Genomic DNA, 18,310 nt, shown 5'->3' with positions numbered 1-18,310 from the left:
CATCCGATTTGCACTGCGGGCGGCGTGTCATGCGCCGTTCGCTTCAACCTCATTGCGGAGATAGCAAAGTGCCGAAATCTCTCACCGTTATGATAACCGCTGCCGCCTCTGGTATAGGCCGCATCATCGCCGAGACCTTTGCTGCTGCCGGCCACCGCGTCTTCGTCTCCGATGCCGATGCGCGGGCCGTCGAGGAGATGGCTGCAGCGAATCCCGGCATTTCGGCAAGCCGGGTCGATGTCACGTCGCCAGAGGAAATAGAGGCGTGGTTTGCCACGGTGAAGGCTGCGGCGGGTGGTGTCGATGTTCTCATCAACAATGCGGGCATCGCCGGCCCGACCGAGCGGCTCGAGAACATAGCTGTCGAAAGCTGGCACCAGTGCATCGACGTCTGCCTCAACAGCCAGTTTCTGACCAGCCGATGCGCGATCCCGCTAATGAAGGAGAAGCGGAGCGGCAGCATCATCAACCTGTCCTCGACCGCAGGCCTCTTCGGTTACGGCTTGAGGACGCCCTATGCGGCGGCGAAATGGGCGGTCATCGGCCTCACCAAATCGATGGCCATCGAACTCGGCGACTGGAACATCCGGGTCAACGCGATCTGCCCGGGATCCGTCTCCGGCGATCGGATGGACCGCGTCATCGCCGCCGAAGCTGCCCTGCGCTCGACGTCTCCGGACGAGATCCGTCGCGAATATACAAAGGGCCAGTCCATCAAACGCTTCACGGAACCGAAGGAGATCGCCGATATCTGCCTCTTCCTGTCCTCACCGGCCGCCGGAATGATTAGCGGACAGGCCATAGCTATAGATGGGCATACGGAGACCTATCACATCTAGTTCGCAGCTAGATTGGTTAGAAGATCACGCTCTTGATGGGAGCCGATCCATCGACCTGCGGCTGGCCCACGTCAAGCACTTGAAACCTATGCTTGGTGCATTGTGAGGGGCCCATCGTAGCGTAAGACCCTGGAGCCAACCTCAGCAGTCGTTTGTTCCTGTCAGCATTCTATCGATCGGATCACACTCGCTCGTCCCTCCTGTGGGCACTCTGAAGCTGGAGTTACTCGGATTCGTCGTTTGACCACCTCCTCGCCCCACGTCTAAGCCATCAAGGCAGGCCGATCACGAGTTCCGAGACATCGCTCTCCAGGCGGACACCGGCTTTGGGAAGGCCGAGCGTCGTGTATCCTTCCACCTCATAGCTATAGGAGAAAGCCTCACCCTCGGGTTTCACCAGTGTCACGGTTTTCGGCGTATTGTCTCCGGGGCGGAACAGCACATCCTCCTGGTCAGGATCCTCGCCCCTGCCGCGAACCCGCACACGGACGGCCGCCAGCCCGGCCGCGTCGAGGTTCGGGTTTGCAAGCTCGATCTTGATGATGCGCGTCTCGCCAACCCCATCGCGGACAAAGATCTGCTGGTCGGGAACGACCGCCGTTGGTGGGATTTCCAGAACGGATCCATCCGTCCTGACGACGCTGACGGAGTATGTCACGCTGCCGGAGGCCACGTCCAGCATCGGGATCCGGATTTCCCGCCGCGAGGATTGGTCAGTGGCGTCAGGACCGAAGGTGACACGTTCGCGCCGTTCATAGCCGCGTGCGACGTCGGAGTATATGACATCGACACTCGCCTCAATGATCCGCGTTGTATCAAGCAAGGAGCGGACGGGGATCACCATCGTCTTCACGAAGGGGCCGGGAATGATCAGAGACAGGGCTTCCGTGGTGATATCGGAGGTCTCGATCCAGTCGGTTTGATAGCGCATATTGTCCGTCAGGAAATAGGTGTAGCGGTATTTGAAACTGTGTTTCGCCCCTTCGGGGAAACGCAGCTTCCAGCTTTTCGACCCTTCGCCGGGCCGGAATGTCATCGACCGTTCGGCCCGCATGCCGACAGCCGGATCGTCGTAGATGAGATCAATCTGGACCTGTTCAACAGGCGCGGCGACGCTGCTGCCCACGGAGACCTCCACTTCCAGCTGATCCACCGCATCGGAGGGATTGACCTGTGGGGCCTGCCCGGTCTCGACGATCCAGCCGGACGTATAATGCGGCTCGTTGCCTTCCCACTCGCTGTTGCTGGCGAAATGCACGTCCATCTTGTAGCGATAACGAAGGTCCAGATTGTCGTTGAGGAACGTGCGGAACGTCTTGGGGCCGTTATCCTGCGGTGTGAAGGTGATGCCCCCGACCTGTTCCGGCTGCACCCCGTTCGGCCGTACGCCCGGATATTCGATATTGATCGTCACCAGTTCGATCTTGTTGGCCGTGAGGTCCGCGCCGAGCTGGAACTTCGCATTGATATGTTTGAAGAAGTCGTCGTCGAGCGAGACACGCTTGATGGCGCGGGAAAGATCCATGCCGTTGACCATGGTGGAAAACAGGCCTTGGGGCGCGGCCGTGCGCGCCACCGCCGCCTGCATGGAATATTCGAAGGTCCGCGTCTTCAACTCCTCCTGCTGATACATTTTCAGTGAAAAGCCGATTTGCAGGCCGAACTGCGCGCCATTCGCCGCAGGCTTGCCGCCCCCCTCCTGAGGGGTACCGGCGGCCGTCGCCGCCTTGTTGCGGTCGGCGGTGGTCTGGGTGCCGGAGTCAAGTGATGTCGGCGGGGCGCTGGGTGTTGGCGCAAGCATTGTCGGCGCGCCCATGACGGGTCGTGTCGGACCTTGCTGCCCTTCTGTCAGGGGCCCGAGCAAGGACTGCAGCGCTCCCAGCAGATTGGAGGACTGGCCCTGTTTCATAAAGCTGGGCGGTTCGAGCGAAGACTTGAAGAAATCGCGCATCAACTCGGTCTTGAACCAGTCAAAGGCCGCGTCGGCCTGCTTGCGGAAGTTCTCGTCGTCGGTGAAATTGGTCACTTCCACCTTGATCGAGCCATCCTCGCGCAACTTTTGCCAGGCGAGGCCGATGTCTACGGCCGCGTTGATGGGCCCGACGCCACCACGGATGCCGAATTGCATTTCGAGATGGCTGTAGATTCGCTTGTAATCGGCCGTGATCTTGACGTTGAAGGCCGGGCGCATGCCGAGATATTCAAGGTCGTAGATGACGCCGATCGGGCTGATGCCGGATTTCAGGGCCGCCTCCATCAGCAGAGCGCCCTCATGGTCCATCATGACGCCGAAGGTGGCGCGGTTGCCCGAAAGCAACGAAGGCTTGCTCGTTCCGTAGACCTCCTCGAAGAAGCTGACGCCCTTTGGCGCATTGGCCGCTGCACCGGGAGCCTCGGCGGTATCCTTGGTGATCGACAGCCGCACCGTTCCGCTGCGATAGGGGAGCGGGGCCAGTTGCACCGTGCCCTGCGCGAAAGCGCCAAGCCGACGACGCACCTCCTTGAGTTGCTCGTCGTCGACCGTCAGATCGACGGTGAAAGCCAGAAAGCCGCCGCCGAGCTGTTGCCGGGCCTCTGCCGTCAGGTTGGGGTTGTCGGTGATATCGCGTTTGTAGACGAGAAAAACGAACTCCGGCACCCCGTCGTTCATCGCAAGCCGTGGCCGCTCGCAGGCGTAGTAGAAGAGATTGGGGTCGGCGTGATCGCGGAAAAGCGTCAGTCCGGCGATCGAGCCGACGGGGGAATCGAGATACAGCATGGCTTGCCTCCCTCAGATGATGGCCGTGTCCGGCGTGAAATACCAAAAGATCCATTTGCGCAGGTCGGCGTCGGTAATCGATTCGAGCGTCGAGGCCACGTTCTCGTAACGACGCGGCGGGTTGCTGGCTGTCCCGCCATCCGTGCCCGCCGGCAGCGAACCGGCATATTGCGGGTTCTTGAAGAACAGCCGCCCGCCCTCGTGCCGCAGCGCCAGAACAGCATGCGCTCCGTAGCTTTGCCCGGCAGGCGGCGGCCCCCAGGGCGGCACACCCCAATAGGTGGCGACAAGCACCTGCTGCTGCTTCGTCGGAAGGGCGGCAAACAGCCCATCGGCAATGGTCGACTGCGTGCTGGCGGTGGTAGAGGAATTGGTGGGTGCGACGGCGGAACCCGTGAACGTGACCGCGAACAGCGCTTCCAGGAGACGCTTCGTCTGGTCCGGCAAAAGGCCGTTCTTATGGACATAGGCAAACATCGCCTTCGCGCTCGTTTCGTCGCCAGTATCGGCGGGAAAACTGCCGGCATGCGCGAACTTGATCGCCGCACCCTGGAAGGCGAGTTCGGCATAGTTGCGGGCATAGAAGCCGGTGCCTCCAGGCGCTCCAGGCTGCGCATAACGCGCGATCTGGAGGATGCCGCGCGGCAGCGCGACGATCGAGCCATTGGCCAGTTCCACCTTCGCTTCAGAACTCAGCCAGCCCAGTTGAAGCCGGACGTATTCGGCCGGATTGACGGTGATCATCATGGTCTGAATGGAGGTCGGCACGCAGGTACCAGCCGCGCCCTGATTGACCCGACCGTTCGGATCGAGCACCTCATGCAGGACATCTGCTACGAGTTCCTCGCGCGTCATCACGACGAGATCGGGATGAATATGAACGGTCAGGAGATCGAGCAGCAGCGAGAGCAACGTCTTGCCGCCCTTGAGCGCCATCTTCTTGAGGACGGGCGTCTGAACCGCACTGCCGGTAATGGCCTGGCGCGAGAGCAGAACCGGAATGTCCTTGCGGATCTTGCTGCTGAACAGCCAGAGGCGCAGGACGTCACCGCGCTCGGCGACGGTGAAGCGACGGAATTCCGGATGGGCGAAGACAGCGGCGAGCGACATCCGGCTCGGATCGCTTTCCGGCAGCTTGTTCCAGATCGTCGTGAGGATCGTGCCCCACAATTTCGGAAATCCCGGAATGCCCCCCATGGCTTGCACCGCCGCCCCATCCGGAATGACCCGGGACACAGCGCTGGCCGAGAGCGCCAATATGCCGATATGGGGTGCGGCCATCGCCGACGCCTTGTCGATGACGCCGCTGTCGTCGGGCGGTGGCAGCGTCACACGCTGCGCCCCGAGTGCATGGTCCGGCGGCCAGATCTCCGCCTTGCTGCCGCCGGGCGGTGTTACGCTGACGCGGTAATAGAGATTGCGCGAAAAGGTGCTGGTCGGCGGCGAATTGAGCGTCTTCAGGCTCTCCTCGACATAGGCCTCCCACAGCGCCTTCGGCATCACCCAGGTTGCGCGGTTGGCGTTGAGCGTGATGCGCTCGCCGGGCACATTGACGGTCATGGAGCCGCCACGGTCGCGGGTCATCGTGCCGCTGATCCCATCGGCGCTGCTGTAGTAGCGCAGGAGATCGGGATACTTGGCGGGATGCAACAGCGCCTGGGGATCCCAGGCAAGCTCGACCACCGCCTCGCCGTTCTCGTTGCTGTTGATCTCGAACACCGGCGGATCGCCGCCGCCCGGCCAGTTCGGTATGAACGGATGGATTCTTACCCAGCCCATGTCAGCCTCCTTTGGTAACCCGGCAGGTCGTTGGACGAGGCAAATGTCGCCCCGAGATAGGCCGTCGCAGCCGTGACACTCCCCTCGCACACGTCCACCTCGACGGCGCGGCCGATGGACCCGGCGTGTCTTGCGTCATAGCCCGACAGAAGATCATGCAATGCGCAGGCATAGCCGCCATCGCCACCATGAGCGGTGATCCAGCGTGCAAGGCGCTCGCGTTTGGCAGCGCCATCAAGCGCCCAGGCCCACCGCGTGGAGCCGAGCCGCCAGCCCAGCGACGGCGCGGTGACGTCCATCGACAGGCTCCACGGCCCGCTGCTGCGGGCGAGGTCGAACCCATGGACCGCATCGAGCGAGCGCGCCGCCGCCAGCCAGTTCCCGCGGCCGATCAACGGCGCGATCAATCCCGCGACATCGACATGCCGGTCGATCTGCCAGGCGATCCGGACCCCGCCGCGGCTGTCTCGCCCAACCGAATACACCCTGCCGAACGGTCCGATCGACCGATGCCACCGCTCGAAACAAGCCGCCGCCACTTCGCCTGCGGTCGCGGCAGCGTGTCTGGCCTCGACGACCGCAACCTGTCCGCGCCCGCGATACATGCGCCGTTCAAAGGTGATCGCCTCGCCCTCCGGCCCGAGCCGTCGGCCCGCCCAGTCCTGGCGGTCCACATCCATCCCGGTGAGCACATGCGCCTCCCAGGACCTTCGCCCCGGCGCGGTGATGGCAAGCAGGGCACTCGCACCACCATCGATGCACATGCGCCCCGACGGCAGGCGCACACCGGCCCGGCCGAGCCCATCACAAGCGTTGCGCGCCTCGTTGCCGAGACCGGCCAGCAGGGCGCTCAACCAGAGAATATCGACGCGGCTTTCGGATTTGACGGAAATCTTCATCATGTTGGCGGCACCGTTGAAATGACGGGAAACGTATCCCGTGAACTGACCGGACCCACCCGACGGTCGAAACCGTTCGTGCGCTTGTAGATCACGCTATAGGTGTAGTCGCGCAACGCGGGGTTTTTCAGATTGAGATCGAGGGAACCCGCCTCGCCTGGCGCCGCGAAGACGAGATCCTTCGCCGCCCGATAATCGTTTCCGGCATCCTCGTAAGCGAGAGCGACGGTGATGCGTTCGAGGCCGTTCTGGGCCAGTGCCGGGCCGACAAGTTGCGGACGGATCGACCAGATGCGTGCCGTCCGGTCGCCGATCATCAGCGAGGGAGCCTCGGTCTCGACCCAATCCGTCTCCAGCAATGAACCGTCAGTCTTCAGCAGGATGAAGTTGTAGCGATAACGCGCCCGCGCGCCGGGCGCCCGGCGGAACTGCCATTCGTGATCGCCGTTGACGTCATCGGTCGTGATGACGACCGTCTCGCTTTCGAAAATGTCATGGTCCGGATCAGCGTGTTCGAGATTGACGATCGCGTGTTGGAAATTCTGCCGGTCGGCCACCATCAGCTTGATCTTCACGAGGTTTTCGCGGGGATCGTTGAGCGTCACCAGTGTTCCCGCCGGTCGGTCGGCCTGGTTGATTGTTCCGTCCTCGGAAACGAATTGCGCGTCGTAGGCCGCCGCCAGCGGTGCGCCCTTGCGAACGCGAAATTCGGCCGTCCAAGAGGGGGTCTCATCGTTGAGCAGCTTTGCCCGGTCATATTGCCAGCCGGTTTGCGGGTCAGTGTATTTCAACCGGACCAGCACCTCCGGAAAACGGCCCTTGAGCAGCGACGAACGCTGGAACTCGTAGGAGCGCTGTTCGATCAGCATGCGCGGATCGACGGTCACCTCCCTGCCCTCGGCCTCCATCCACTCTGATGTGACGAGCACATCGTCGCCGACCACCGCACCCGGCCCGAAGGCTACCGTGAACCGATAGTGAAACCGTGCGCCCACGTCTGGATCGTACCAGTTGCGGACAGTGCCCTTTCGATGCTCCTTGTCCAGCACAAGGCTGAAGGTCCGCGCGTCCTGTGCCGGCCGGCCGTCGGTGAGACCGCCATAGACGATATCGACGACGATATGGGCGACCGCATTGTCGTCGAAATTGGCAACAGCGGTGACGCCGAGTTCCGAGATCCTCCACACATCGTCCTTTTCGTCGACAACGGTGATCACCTGATCGCGGCTAAGATTGAAGTCCTCCCAGAACATGCTGAGATGGCCTTGCGGTGCAATCATGCGCTCGACAGCGCGGTAGGTGGAAACGTCGGCCTCGAAACTGCGGCGCTGCTCGACATTCAGCTCCCGCTTCGATCCTCCGAACTGCATCGGCAGGCCAGTGTCACGCACGCCCGAAAGAAGTGCGACAATGGAACCGGGCGTATCGCGGTCGAGCAGTGCCTTCGGGTTGATCTTGGGCTCGAAGAATTTTTCGTAGATGAACTGCGTCAGTTGCTTGCGCACCTCGGCATATTCACCCTCCATGCCCTCGTCGCCCACGCCCTCGATCGACGCGGTGAACTTGATGATCCGCTCTTCTTCCAGCTTCTCGACGATCTTCTCGATCTCGTCATTCCAGAAGAAGAAGCGGTCCTGTTCGTAGTCGCGGATGTATTCGTAGACGAGATTCCAGTCGGCCTCGACCTTGACATTGTAGGCGCGCTGCATCGCCACATAGTTCAATTCATAGACGACACCGGCGGGAATGAAGCCGTCGAAGGAGCCGAGGATAAAGCGCGTCCCTTTGGCCGTGAGTTCCACGCTGAAGATCGCCCGGTTGTCGGCATAGAGCGAAGGCACGCCCGAACTCTCCAGAAAGCTTACCCATTCGCTATCCGGAACGTCTTCGCCCGGCGGCGGGTCTCCCGGCAGGGGGCTCTTGCGGTCGAGAAAGGTCATGCGCACCCTGCCCGAGCGATACTGCAACGGTGCGAGCCGCGGCAGGTCGTCGAGATCCATCTCGTCCTTGATGCGCGCCGCCACGCGCTTCAACCGCTCCGGTTCCCAGTCGAGCACTGTGTCGAAGAGCAGGAACCCGGCGGCCACCTCGTCGTCGGTGGCTTCGAGATTCTCCAGGATTTCCTTGTAGACGATGAGGCGGACGGCCGGGCGGCCCTGTTCGTCCGTACCGATCCTGGGCCTGTTCGGATAGTACCAGAATTGCTTCGGATCGCTGTAGTCGCGCCCGACGACGACGCCCTCGTACTCGAAAAACGGTGGATTGAGGTACAACATGGCCGCACCTCACGCCGCATGGACGTATTTCGGGATGGTGATCTGCGTCTTGTTCGACGTCACGGCCGGCCGCGTGACGATCTGCCCATCCGCGAGATAGTAGACGATCTCCACCTGATAGGTTTTCGGCGCGGCCGCATCCACCTGGACGCGGAACGTCTGCGGCGTCGTGTCGATGAAGGTAAAGGTCTCCTGCACGTCCTGCCCGCGAGACGGATCGGAATAGCCGATATTGACTTCGACCACGGGCGTGGCTGCAAAGTCGATCATCCGTGGCACGAAAGAGGCGAAGACCTCGGGCACCAGGAGTTTCGGCACCGTCACCTTCGGATCCGGCGCCATTTCTTCCGGCCGTTCGACCACCTGCCCGTCGGCGCAATTGTATGTGTAGCGGACCGAGAAATCCGTCTTGGCGGGATTGCTGAGTGGCACCGACCAGGTCTGATTGTCCTTGGAGGTCAGCGCGAAGGTCTGGCTCTCGTGGATGCCGTTCGCCGGATCCTCGTAGCGCAACCCGACCTCGACCACCGGCGTAAAGGCGAAATCGAGCATCATCGGCAGGACATCGACCACCAGTTCCGGCGGCTCCTTCACGGCGATCTGCACCGTGCTGTCTCCATCGCCGTTCAGCCAGCCGCTTTCCTCGCTGGAGCCGTCCTGGAATGTCGTGACGACCTGGTATTCGAATTTGCGCGGACCGCCGTTTGCGACATAGACGGCAAACTGCTTGAATTCTTCCAACGACTTCAACTGGTAGAAGGCCTCGGCCATGACGCCGTTGCGGATGTCGGCATAGCGCATGGTCACCACCGACTGCACGACCTGCGCCCAGCTCCGGCCACTCGGCACCAGAAGAACGTCGAGGCGGTTTTCCGAACGCGGCTCGTTGATCAGCACGGTATCGGACGACGTTTCCTGCCATTCGCCGACGACCGTCTGGCCGTTTTTCAGGAAGAAGGTCGGGCGATAGCGCACCGGCTTGCTGCGCGGCTTGAAGATCCAGTTCGTGAAGCGCTGCTCCGCCGTTCCCGCGTCGAGCTTGACCATCGTGCCGATGCGCGGAACGCCGCGGGAGGCGTCCTCGTACTCGATCTCGACCTGCACGCTTTTGGTCACCGTGTCGAAGCTGATATCGCCGACCTTCAGCGAGAGATCGACCTTGCCCGGCGGCTGCACGCTGAGGCTGAGGCGGTTGCTCGCCTTGGTCTCCCAGGCGCTCCATTCGCTCTCCGCGTGGCCTCGATAGCCAATACGCCACCGGCAGCGGTATTCGCGCTTCGCCCCGATCAGGCTCGGATCCCAGGCGAACTCCTTCTTGTCCTTCGTGAAGATGAAGGTGGTCGCCTTGTTGACCTGCTGGCCGTTTTCGTCCGTGCCGCTATAGCCGATCTCGACTTCAACGAAATCGATGGGGTCCTTGTCCCAGTCGATGCCGAAGACCCAGGCTTTCAGGTCCAGCGTCTGGAAGAAGGGGTCGTCCAGGTCGATCTTGCGAACGAACTGGCGGATTTCCTGCGGCGAGAGGCCGTGCAGAAAGGCCTGAAGCGTGCCCTGCGGATTGATGTCCTGCTTGCGGGTGCTCGCCATCGTCTCCTGATGCGTGAACGTGGTGAAGTCCATGCTCATCTCGGTCTTCAGGTAGAAGATGTCGCTTTCGCGGTTGACGAACTCGCGCGTCGGATCGTCGGCCGCGGGCACGGGGGCTGGCTTCTTGTCGGCAAGCCGCTTGGTCAGGGCATCCTGCACGCTCTTCATTGCGTCGGAGCGCATCTGGTTGACGAGATCGTCGGGCACGTCTGGCCAGCCCACATCGATCTTCATATCGATCAGGCCGGAGGATACGGCCATCTCCATGTTCTGCTCGGAGTGGGAAACCGTGTCCTCGTCGCAGCCGCCGCCTTCGTAGTCGTGGAAAATGCCCTTCACGGCGGCGTAGACGCTGCGCGTATTGGCGGACGCGACGACGCTGACCGGGGGAACGCGGGCCACGAATTTGAGATTATAGGTGATCTGGATCGGCGTCAGATCGGTAACGCCCGTGCCGTTGGGATCGACCAGCGTCTCCACCATGAAGGCCGCGCCCGCCGGGGTAAGATCGAGATTGGCGGAGGCGACATTCGTGCCGATCAGCGAGGTCTTTCCCTCGGCAAGCCGGTTGGAAACCAGGTGCTCGCTTTGCGGCGCGGAGACCTTGAACGTGCCCTCCACCCAGGTCGGGCTCGCAAGAACCACCTTCGGCGGCTGGTCGCCGGGAGGGGCTTCGGGCAGATCCGGTCCGAGACCCAGAAGCACGTCGTCGACACCGAGCGAAACCTCGGTGCTGAGCCGCGGCAGATTGTGATGGCTGGTAATGCGGTAGCTCTGCACGTTCCGGCCGGCCTGTTCGGCAAGGCGCTTCAGCTCGTGCCACATCTGGTCGACATCACGCTGGAGCTGCTCCTTGATGACCGCTTCGTCATCGGGATCGACGCGCATCTCGACGTCGAGAACCATGTAACCGCCGCCGCGCGGCAGGTCGGGGTTCTCTTCTCGGTCCTGGTCGCCGAACGAATAGGCAATCAGCAAAAACACCGGCTTGCCGCTGTCATCCTTGCGGATCGTCACATAGTTGGGGACCAGATAGAATTTCCAGAAGAGCGTGTCGTCCTGATAGACGGTGACGCGCTGCTCCTGGAAGGTGCGCCATTCGGGAAGTTTTAGCATGCGCGTGTCCTCCGGGTGGGGCTGGGTTCAAACTCAGGCGGGGCGGTAGGCGGGCACCACGATCCGGGGGATCGTGTTGGCGACCCATTCGCCCTGCTTCTCGGTGCCATCGGCGAGAAAGTAGGTGATGCGGCTGCGGAAACCGGTGACGCGGAAATCGCGTGTCGGCGTGATCCAGGACGCCGCCTGCTCGTCGATCGTCAGGGTCAACGACTGGCTGAGGTCGAGGTCGTTATCCGGGTCCTGGTATTTAAGATCGACCGCGACGATCGGGGTCACAGTAAAATCCACGAGCGTCGCCAGGATCTGCACCTTCAACTCGCCGGCGCTGACGGCAAGATAGGGCGGGAGCACGATCATGGTGTCGCTCTCCCGTCGCTCGGCAAGCTGGACGGGATCGCGCCCGACGGGAAAATGCGTGACGCGGTAGCGGAAAGCGGCCGGGCTTCCTGTCGGCGCCTCGACATGCCACGTCTGGGGGGCCTTGTTGCGGAAGACCAGGGTCTCGCTCGCACCGCCCGGGACGTCATGCACGATGGTCACTTCCGTCAGCGGGCAATCGGAGAACTCCAAGGCGTCCGCCACGACGGTCACCGTGATGCCCGAGCGCTGGATGCGGACCGGTAGCACCGGATCACCGGGATTGTCCTGCCAACCCTGCTCGACGAGATCGCCATTGGCAAAGGACGCGGTCCAGCGATAGCGGTAGCCACGTCGCGCCCGGTCCCGCAGATAGACGCTCCACGTGACGAACGCATCCAGCGACCTCAGGGTGAAGGTGTCGCGGATCGAAACGTCGTTGGTGTGGTCTTCATAGGCCAGATCCACCAGGACCGCGACGACATCGGCCCAGCCATTGCCCGAGGGCAGAAGGCTCACTTCCAACACCGCCTCACTGGGCTGGTTGACGACGAGCTGCCGCCCCTGCACCGGCACCCATTCCGCATTTTCGATGACATCGCCGGATTGAAGGTCGAAACGCACCTTCGCCAGGACGGGGTGGGTCTGTGTTGCATCGATCTGCCGCATGTACGTCATTGAGGGCTTCTGCGCGTCTAGGATCGCAACCGTCTCCTCACGTGGCACACCGGAAGCGATATCCTCATAGGCAAGCGTGACCTGCACGCTGCGCACGAGCGTCTCGTAGTCGATGGCACCCGAAACGACCGAGACTTCCAGCATGCCGGGCGCCTCGATGGAGATCGGCACGCGGGGGGCATGGGTCACGGTCCATTCGCTGAATGCACCAACACGCCCGCCGGTCAGCACCGAGCGCTGGCGCCAGCGGTACTCCCTGATGCCGCCGACGACAGCCGTGCGCCAAACCTGCGGGGTTCCGTCGCGAAAACTCAATACGGTGCCGGTGGCATGCGGGTTTCCCCGTTCGTCGGTTGCCTCGTAGGCAAGCTCGACCTCCACATGATCGATCAGGGCAAATTCGGCGAAGACCTCGATGGCGGTCTCGATCGTCGCGAAAAAGGGGTCGTTGAGACGCAGCTTGCGCACATGCCGACGCCTCGCCGCCAGTTCGCCCGGCAGCAGGGTTTGCAAGGTCCCGCGCGGAAAGATCGTCCACGGCACGACGCTGCTCTGCTCCAGATCGAGCTTGATTGACATCGTCTGCTCGTCGATCTGCTTGCGCACCAGTTTATGACGACCGAGCATGCGATGGCGCAGCGGCATGATGATCGGCCGACCGTCCGCCCCGCGCTGCGGCGCAGGCGCGGCCTCGCCGCCGCCCTCAAGGCTGAAAAAGCTGTGCTGGACAAGCTGCTTCACCAGGTCGAAGGCGTAGGCACGCAGTTCAGCGATGACTTCTTCCGGCAGCGATCCAGACCCGGTGTCGATCTGCACCGTGACGGCGCCGGAGAGCGTTAGCGATTCCGTATCTACATCCGCGTTCGAATAGTCGTAGCCGGTGCAGACTTCGACATGGCGCCCGCGGAACTGTTCCTCAATATATTTGTACATGCGTTCGGCATTCACCTCGAGGTGAATACGGGCTGGCGGCAGGCGCGCCCAGAAGCGCAGGTCATAGGCGATCTGAATCGGCGTTTCGTCCGCCGCCTCGTCGTCGGCGAGCAGCGTCTGCTCCATGAAGGCGGCGCCCGCCGGGGTCAGGTCCATCGAGAAGCTGGCAATGTTGCCGGCGAGCAGAGACGGCGCGGATTCGGCCACGCGCGCTTCGATCAACTGGGCATCCGTCGGGGCATCCATCGACACCACGCCCTCCGTCCAGGTGGGCGATGCGAGTTCGATGGCCGGCGGCTCGCTGGTGCCGGCGACGCCCGGCTGTGCCTGCTCCTGCGGCGTTCCATTGCGCAGGCGGTTCCATTCGGCTGCAACGCGTGGAGCCAGTGCCTCGCGCACCGCCGACAGTTCCGCAGGCGTCGGCTCGAAGCTCGTGTCGAAGGACAGGTAGCCGCCACCGGATGGCAACCCCGGATTGGCGGCGCGATCCTCGTCGGATAGGGCGTAGGAGAGCAGAAGAAACACCGGATCCCCGGTATCGTCCATGCGCAGGCGCGGCGCATCGGCGACAGGATAAAAGCGGTAGAAAAGCGTGTCGTCGGCATAGACGGTAACCTTGCCAACACGGTCGATGGACGGGATCAGCAGCATGGCGTCATTCCTTCCAATGAAGCTTCGGGCAGGGTCATGGCGCGTCCTCCACCGGTGGCAGAACGATCTGCAGGACCGTCTCCCCCGCTGGCAGCCAATCGCCTGTGACAAGCGGCCGCGTGGTGCCATCCGGCATGCGCGGAATGTGTTGCAACCGATATTCGTAGGCCAGGCGATCGAAGCGCGAGGCCGCCCAGCAGCGCCACTCGACCGTCTCCGCCAGCTCCAGCGAGAACGATCTCTGTCGTCCGGTCGGGTCACGAAGCGTCACCGCGACATAGGCGGCATTGCCGGCCGTCACCGGATCGAGCGAAACCAGAACGAGATCCGGCTCCAGCACGTCCAGCATGTCCGGGCGCAGGAGCAGCGCACCCTCGACGACACCTGAATGGATGGTCACGGCCGGACCATCCACGGCGTCGCGCAGCGCCACGACGCGGAGCGTCGGCTTTACCGGCTGCGCTGGCCAGGCAAGCCCCGCCTCGGGCGCCTCGCGCATCAGGACCGCCAGGCAGAGCAGTTCGCTTTCAACGGCGACGCTCACCTCAATGCGCGAGGCGCGTTCGAAAAGGCCGGGCATCGCGGAGATGGCCAGCGTCTCGAACCCGGCATCCTCCGCCGTCCAGGCAACGGCACTCCCAACGTCAAGCGACCGCCGGCCAAGAGGCCGTGGCAGCGAGGGCACCGCGCCTTCCAGGGGCGCAAGCGTTGCTGCGACATGGGCGGAGAGGTTGAGATCGCCCGTCAACGCCGGATAGGTGACGGGAAAACGATGGAAAGCCGGCGTTGGCGGATAGAGAAAACTGCTCTGCTGCGGGACGCCGCCTGGTCCGCTCGCGAGTACATCGACCTGCACGTGCCGCACGAAGCGGGTGTCGAGCCCCACCGGAGCGATAAGCGTGACCGGGACAACGGCGAACGGTGCAATTCCCGAAAAGGCTGGGAACAGTTCCGCGCGCTCGGACGGGTCCAGACCGCTGAGGAAATTGCGCAACGACCAGCGCGCATGCCACGATCGACCACTGCGGCGATAGACGGACAGATCCCAAGCCCGGCGCCCGTCGGCGGGCACGTCATCGCGCCAGTGGTAGCGAACTTCAGCCCAGGCATCGACGTTCGACTGAGCGGTGAAAACGTCATCACGGATCGCCAGCGCCAGAAGATGGCGAAGGGCCGGTCCATCCGTGACAATCTCCCCTTCCAGCCGTTCGAGACGAAAGAGCGATCCCGCGCCGGTCGGCGCAGAAAGGACCATTGCCTCGATCTGGTCGAACGTGAGCCCCTCCGCCTGTGGTCGCAGGAGGGCGAAGAGCGCATCGAGGTCGGCGCCAGCGAGCACAGGGATTGGCTGCTCCAGTCCTTCGTAGCGCGCCTCCACCTCGACCTCGATGTCGCCGGCGTCCGAGGAAAGCAGCGCATCGAGCATCTGCACCGTGCGCACATCGAACAGGTGTTTTTCGACCGCCAAGGTTCGGCTGGAGAGGCGGGCCGGCCTCCAGGCGTCCTGGAGGTTGACATCCGGAAAGCCGGGCACATGACTGCGCAGGCGTGCCCGCGCGGCTGTAAATCCGACAAGGCGCAGTACCCAGCCATCGACGGCAGCCGCCCCGAGGAGGGCGGGGTCGAGCGTGGCGAAATCGAGCTCGAGATGCATCATGCCGCCAGCCGCCTCGATCGCCGTATCGCGGAATCGGCTCAGCGCAAAGCGTGGCGTGCCATCGGCCTCGCGAGCGGCGGTGAGGCCGCCCGGCAGGACATGCAGCACGCGCAGCTCCTCGTGATCGGGAAAGCCTTCGCCCGGACGAATCGGCGCCAGATCGGGAAGGTTGCTGAACATGATCACCTCACGCCCCCGCCGGAATGATGGCGACAGCACCGCCACCAAGGCCTTCTATCCACGCGCCGACACCGCCCCTGATATTGCCGGCCGCGCCAGTGAGGTTGACGACGCGGTAGCGGTAACGCTCGGATTGCGGGCGCTTCAGGAGCCAGTCGAGGATTGGCAGACGCAACCTCACCTCGTCAGCGGGCGCAGCAGCGTCGAGGACAAGCTTCGCGTCGCCCTCGAACTCGACCAGGACAGCGGCCAATGCCTCCGCATCGCCGGGCATGATCTGGCCGAAATAGATGGGATCGATGGAGAGAGACAGCGAAAAGGTCTGGCTGGAATAACCGCGGTTGACCATGATTGAAGGCAACAGTGCCGGCATGTCGGGCTGAACAGTCATGCGCAGTACGGGATCGACATCCGTGACAACGGTCCCCGGCGGATCGAGGCGATAGTCTATATCGGCTTGCCCATTCGAGGCGATCTGCAGTCCCGGACTGGCATCGGGAAACGCCATGCCATCGCCGGCTGGCGTCGCGAGAAACTCACCAATCGTCAGCGGGCTTTCGATGCGGTTACGCAGAGTAACGCGGACCCGATCGGTCCCCACAGGACCGCGAAACGTGCGGTCGAGCAACACGCCACTCGCATCATGCAGGGAAAGACGGACAGGAATGGATGTGTTTGCCGCGCCGGGAAGGGAGGCGGTTACGAGACCATCAAGACCGCCGGTCTGCAGTGCAGTGATGACGGCGGCCAGTGCCTCGGGTGTCAGTTGCACATCATCGATGACGCCGTCATCGAGGCTGATGGTGGCGCCCGGCCGGGCGCGTTCGGTAAAGGCCGTGCCGGCATCATCAGGCAGCCGCAGTTTTAGTGTCGCCTGCTCCGGGATCAATGCCGAGAGGAGAGCACCAGAGCCGAGGAAACGGCTCAGCCTTGCCAGCACCGCCCGGTCCAGATAGGGCACGGCGCGATAGGCCATATAGGCGTGGTAGAGAATGGAATTCTCATTCGCGTCCGAGGCCTCGACGACGTCGAAGAAGGCGATGCTGACGGCTGGGAGGTACGGTGCCTCTTCGCGGCGGGGGATACGGAATTCCTGGGGCTCGTAGTAGTATTGCTTCGGGAAGGCAGTGTCCTGGTAGTAAACGACCGGAGGGCGCCCCTCGCCCGCGTCGAATTCCGCCCGCAGGAGCACACGCGTCATGTTCGGGCGCAAATCGCCAGGCACGTCGAACATGTAGGCGTTCACGCCGACATCGAACCCGAATGGGACCGTCTGGAGCGCCTCGGCCTGTATGCGGATCAGCGCCGGTCGGCCCATCCGGTCGATGATCGCGTTGATCGGCAGGACACGCCGCTCGCCGACAAGGATATCGCTGACCTGAAACGCCTCGCCGAGATCCGGGCGAAACACTTCCGTCAGCATTTCACGCGAGACGGCGGGTGTGAGCGCGCGCGGCGCCGTTTCCATCAAAACGGGCATGGGGCCATCGAAACCACGCATCAAGACCGCAGTATTGAGGGTGCGCACCGTGCCGAGATGGAGCGCGGCAGCGTCCTGGGTAACGGTCGTGAATGGCCGCGTCTGGATACGCCGGGCGAGGTTCCGGTGGTGCCAATGCGGCAGCGGCCGGTTGCGGCTCGGCCGTTCGCGCCGCCACTCCTCCGGCTTGACCATCGTCGTCAACAGCACGCCACGATCAAGCAGATGGACCTGATCCTCGACACCGAAGTGATCCGGAATGACTTGCCGCCAGGTGCGCCGGCCGATCGTCGCAAAGCAGCGCAGTTCCAGTCGGCCCTTCGCCGCCGGCTCGGTCATCGCCGACCACAACTTGTCGAACTCGGCCTTCGTGTTGAGATCGAGGACAACTTGGGACGTGTCTCCATCGAGACGGTTGACCGCACCAAGCGGGATGGTCAACCAGCTTTCCCCGGGCGTGTCCGTCCCGTTTTCCACGGTCACTGCGTAGACGAGCCGCGCGGAGACTTCGTGCTCGATCTCCTTGATCGGGCCGACCGAGGACGGCAGGCGTCGTGACAGACCCACGGTAAGGCGCGCAACAGGACCGCCCGGGGCGGCGCTTGCCAGCCATTTGAGGCTGGTTGCATAGCGTCCGCCGGTTTCCTGCAACTCGTAGATCGGCAGAGCGAGACTGTAGTCGGCATCATTCGAAACCGGATAGGCAACGCCTGGCACCAGGTCGCCATCCGAGCTGACAGGCAAGGCGTCCTGCGGAAAGGCACCGTCCACGGTTCCCCCGGTATCAGGGATGGGTTCGGGTTCGAGAATCTGGACTTCCGTGGACGGGTCGGTCGGATCGACGGTGAAGGGTAACGGAGTGACCGATGACCGCCGATGGCGTACCGAATCGCGCAGCGAAAGAACCGACATGTCGCGATTGATGACGTAAAGTTCGTCCGCCCTCGGCATCGATCTGGTCTCCCACCGTCATTCGATGAGCCAGCATGCCTGCGACGGGAGAGGCGGACTGTGAGCTACCTCACACAGGTCGGATAAAATCAGGAAAGCGCGATATTCGCTTGTCTGACGGGTTGAATGTCGGGCAAAGTGAAGCCGCGTCCCAAAAGAGCAGCGC

9 protein-coding genes are annotated in these 18,310 nt (G+C 62.9%); 1 reads left to right on the top strand and 8 read right to left on the bottom strand.

Features of this window, described 5'->3' with window-relative positions:
- Window positions 1-68: 68 nt before the first annotated feature.
- Window positions 69-839, top strand: a complete 771-nt coding sequence (locus MUU55_RS25555; RefSeq protein ID WP_244763604.1) for an SDR family oxidoreductase — start codon at window positions 69-71, stop codon at window positions 837-839.
- Between the two features lie 271 nt (window positions 840-1,110).
- Here MUU55_RS25555 and MUU55_RS25550 read toward each other — a convergent pair whose 3' ends face one another.
- From MUU55_RS25550 to MUU55_RS25515, 8 genes are read right to left on the bottom strand one after another with little or no spacing between them, the layout of a single operon-like run.
- Window positions 1,111-3,597 (bottom strand): hypothetical protein, encoded by a 2,487-nt coding sequence (locus tag MUU55_RS25550; protein WP_244763603.1) that lies wholly within the window; start codon window positions 3,595-3,597, stop codon window positions 1,111-1,113.
- A gap of 12 nt (window positions 3,598-3,609) precedes the next feature.
- Window positions 3,610-5,376 carry a hypothetical protein gene (locus tag MUU55_RS25545; protein ID WP_244763602.1) on the bottom strand — a complete coding sequence of 589 codons (1,767 nt, stop codon included), beginning with the start codon at window positions 5,374-5,376 and terminating at the stop codon, window positions 3,610-3,612.
- A complete protein-coding gene (locus tag MUU55_RS25540) occupies window positions 5,364-6,278 on the bottom strand; it encodes a hypothetical protein (protein WP_244763601.1) in 915 nt (304 codons plus the stop codon). The genes MUU55_RS25545 and MUU55_RS25540 overlap by 13 nt, the downstream gene beginning before the upstream one ends.
- Entirely contained in the window at window positions 6,275-8,551 is a 2,277-nt protein-coding gene (locus MUU55_RS25535; RefSeq protein ID WP_244763600.1) for a hypothetical protein, read from the bottom strand. The genes MUU55_RS25540 and MUU55_RS25535 overlap by 4 nt, the downstream gene beginning before the upstream one ends.
- Window positions 8,552-8,560: 9 nt before the next feature.
- Window positions 8,561-11,254, bottom strand: coding sequence for a hypothetical protein (locus MUU55_RS25530; RefSeq protein WP_244763599.1), 2,694 nt, complete (start codon window positions 11,252-11,254; stop codon window positions 8,561-8,563).
- Window positions 11,255-11,287: 33 nt separating this feature from the next.
- Window positions 11,288-13,876 carry a hypothetical protein gene (locus MUU55_RS25525; protein ID WP_244763598.1) on the bottom strand — a complete coding sequence of 863 codons (2,589 nt, stop codon included), beginning with the start codon at window positions 13,874-13,876 and terminating at the stop codon, window positions 11,288-11,290.
- 34 nt (window positions 13,877-13,910) lie between these two features.
- Window positions 13,911-15,713: a hypothetical protein gene (locus MUU55_RS25520; RefSeq protein WP_244763597.1), complete on the bottom strand. Its 1,803-nt coding sequence runs from the start codon at window positions 15,711-15,713 to the stop codon at window positions 13,911-13,913.
- A gap of 7 nt (window positions 15,714-15,720) precedes the next feature.
- Window positions 15,721-18,144, bottom strand: coding sequence for a hypothetical protein (locus MUU55_RS25515; protein WP_244763596.1), 2,424 nt, complete (start codon window positions 18,142-18,144; stop codon window positions 15,721-15,723).
- Between the last annotated feature and the right edge of the window lie 166 nt (window positions 18,145-18,310).

It is taken from the genome of Shinella curvata (genome assembly GCF_022899935.1).
Classification (GTDB): domain Bacteria; phylum Pseudomonadota; class Alphaproteobacteria; order Rhizobiales; family Rhizobiaceae; genus Shinella; species Shinella curvata.
The sequence above is the reverse complement of the archived record's forward strand: the minus strand, read 5'-3'. Positions and strand labels throughout refer to the sequence as shown.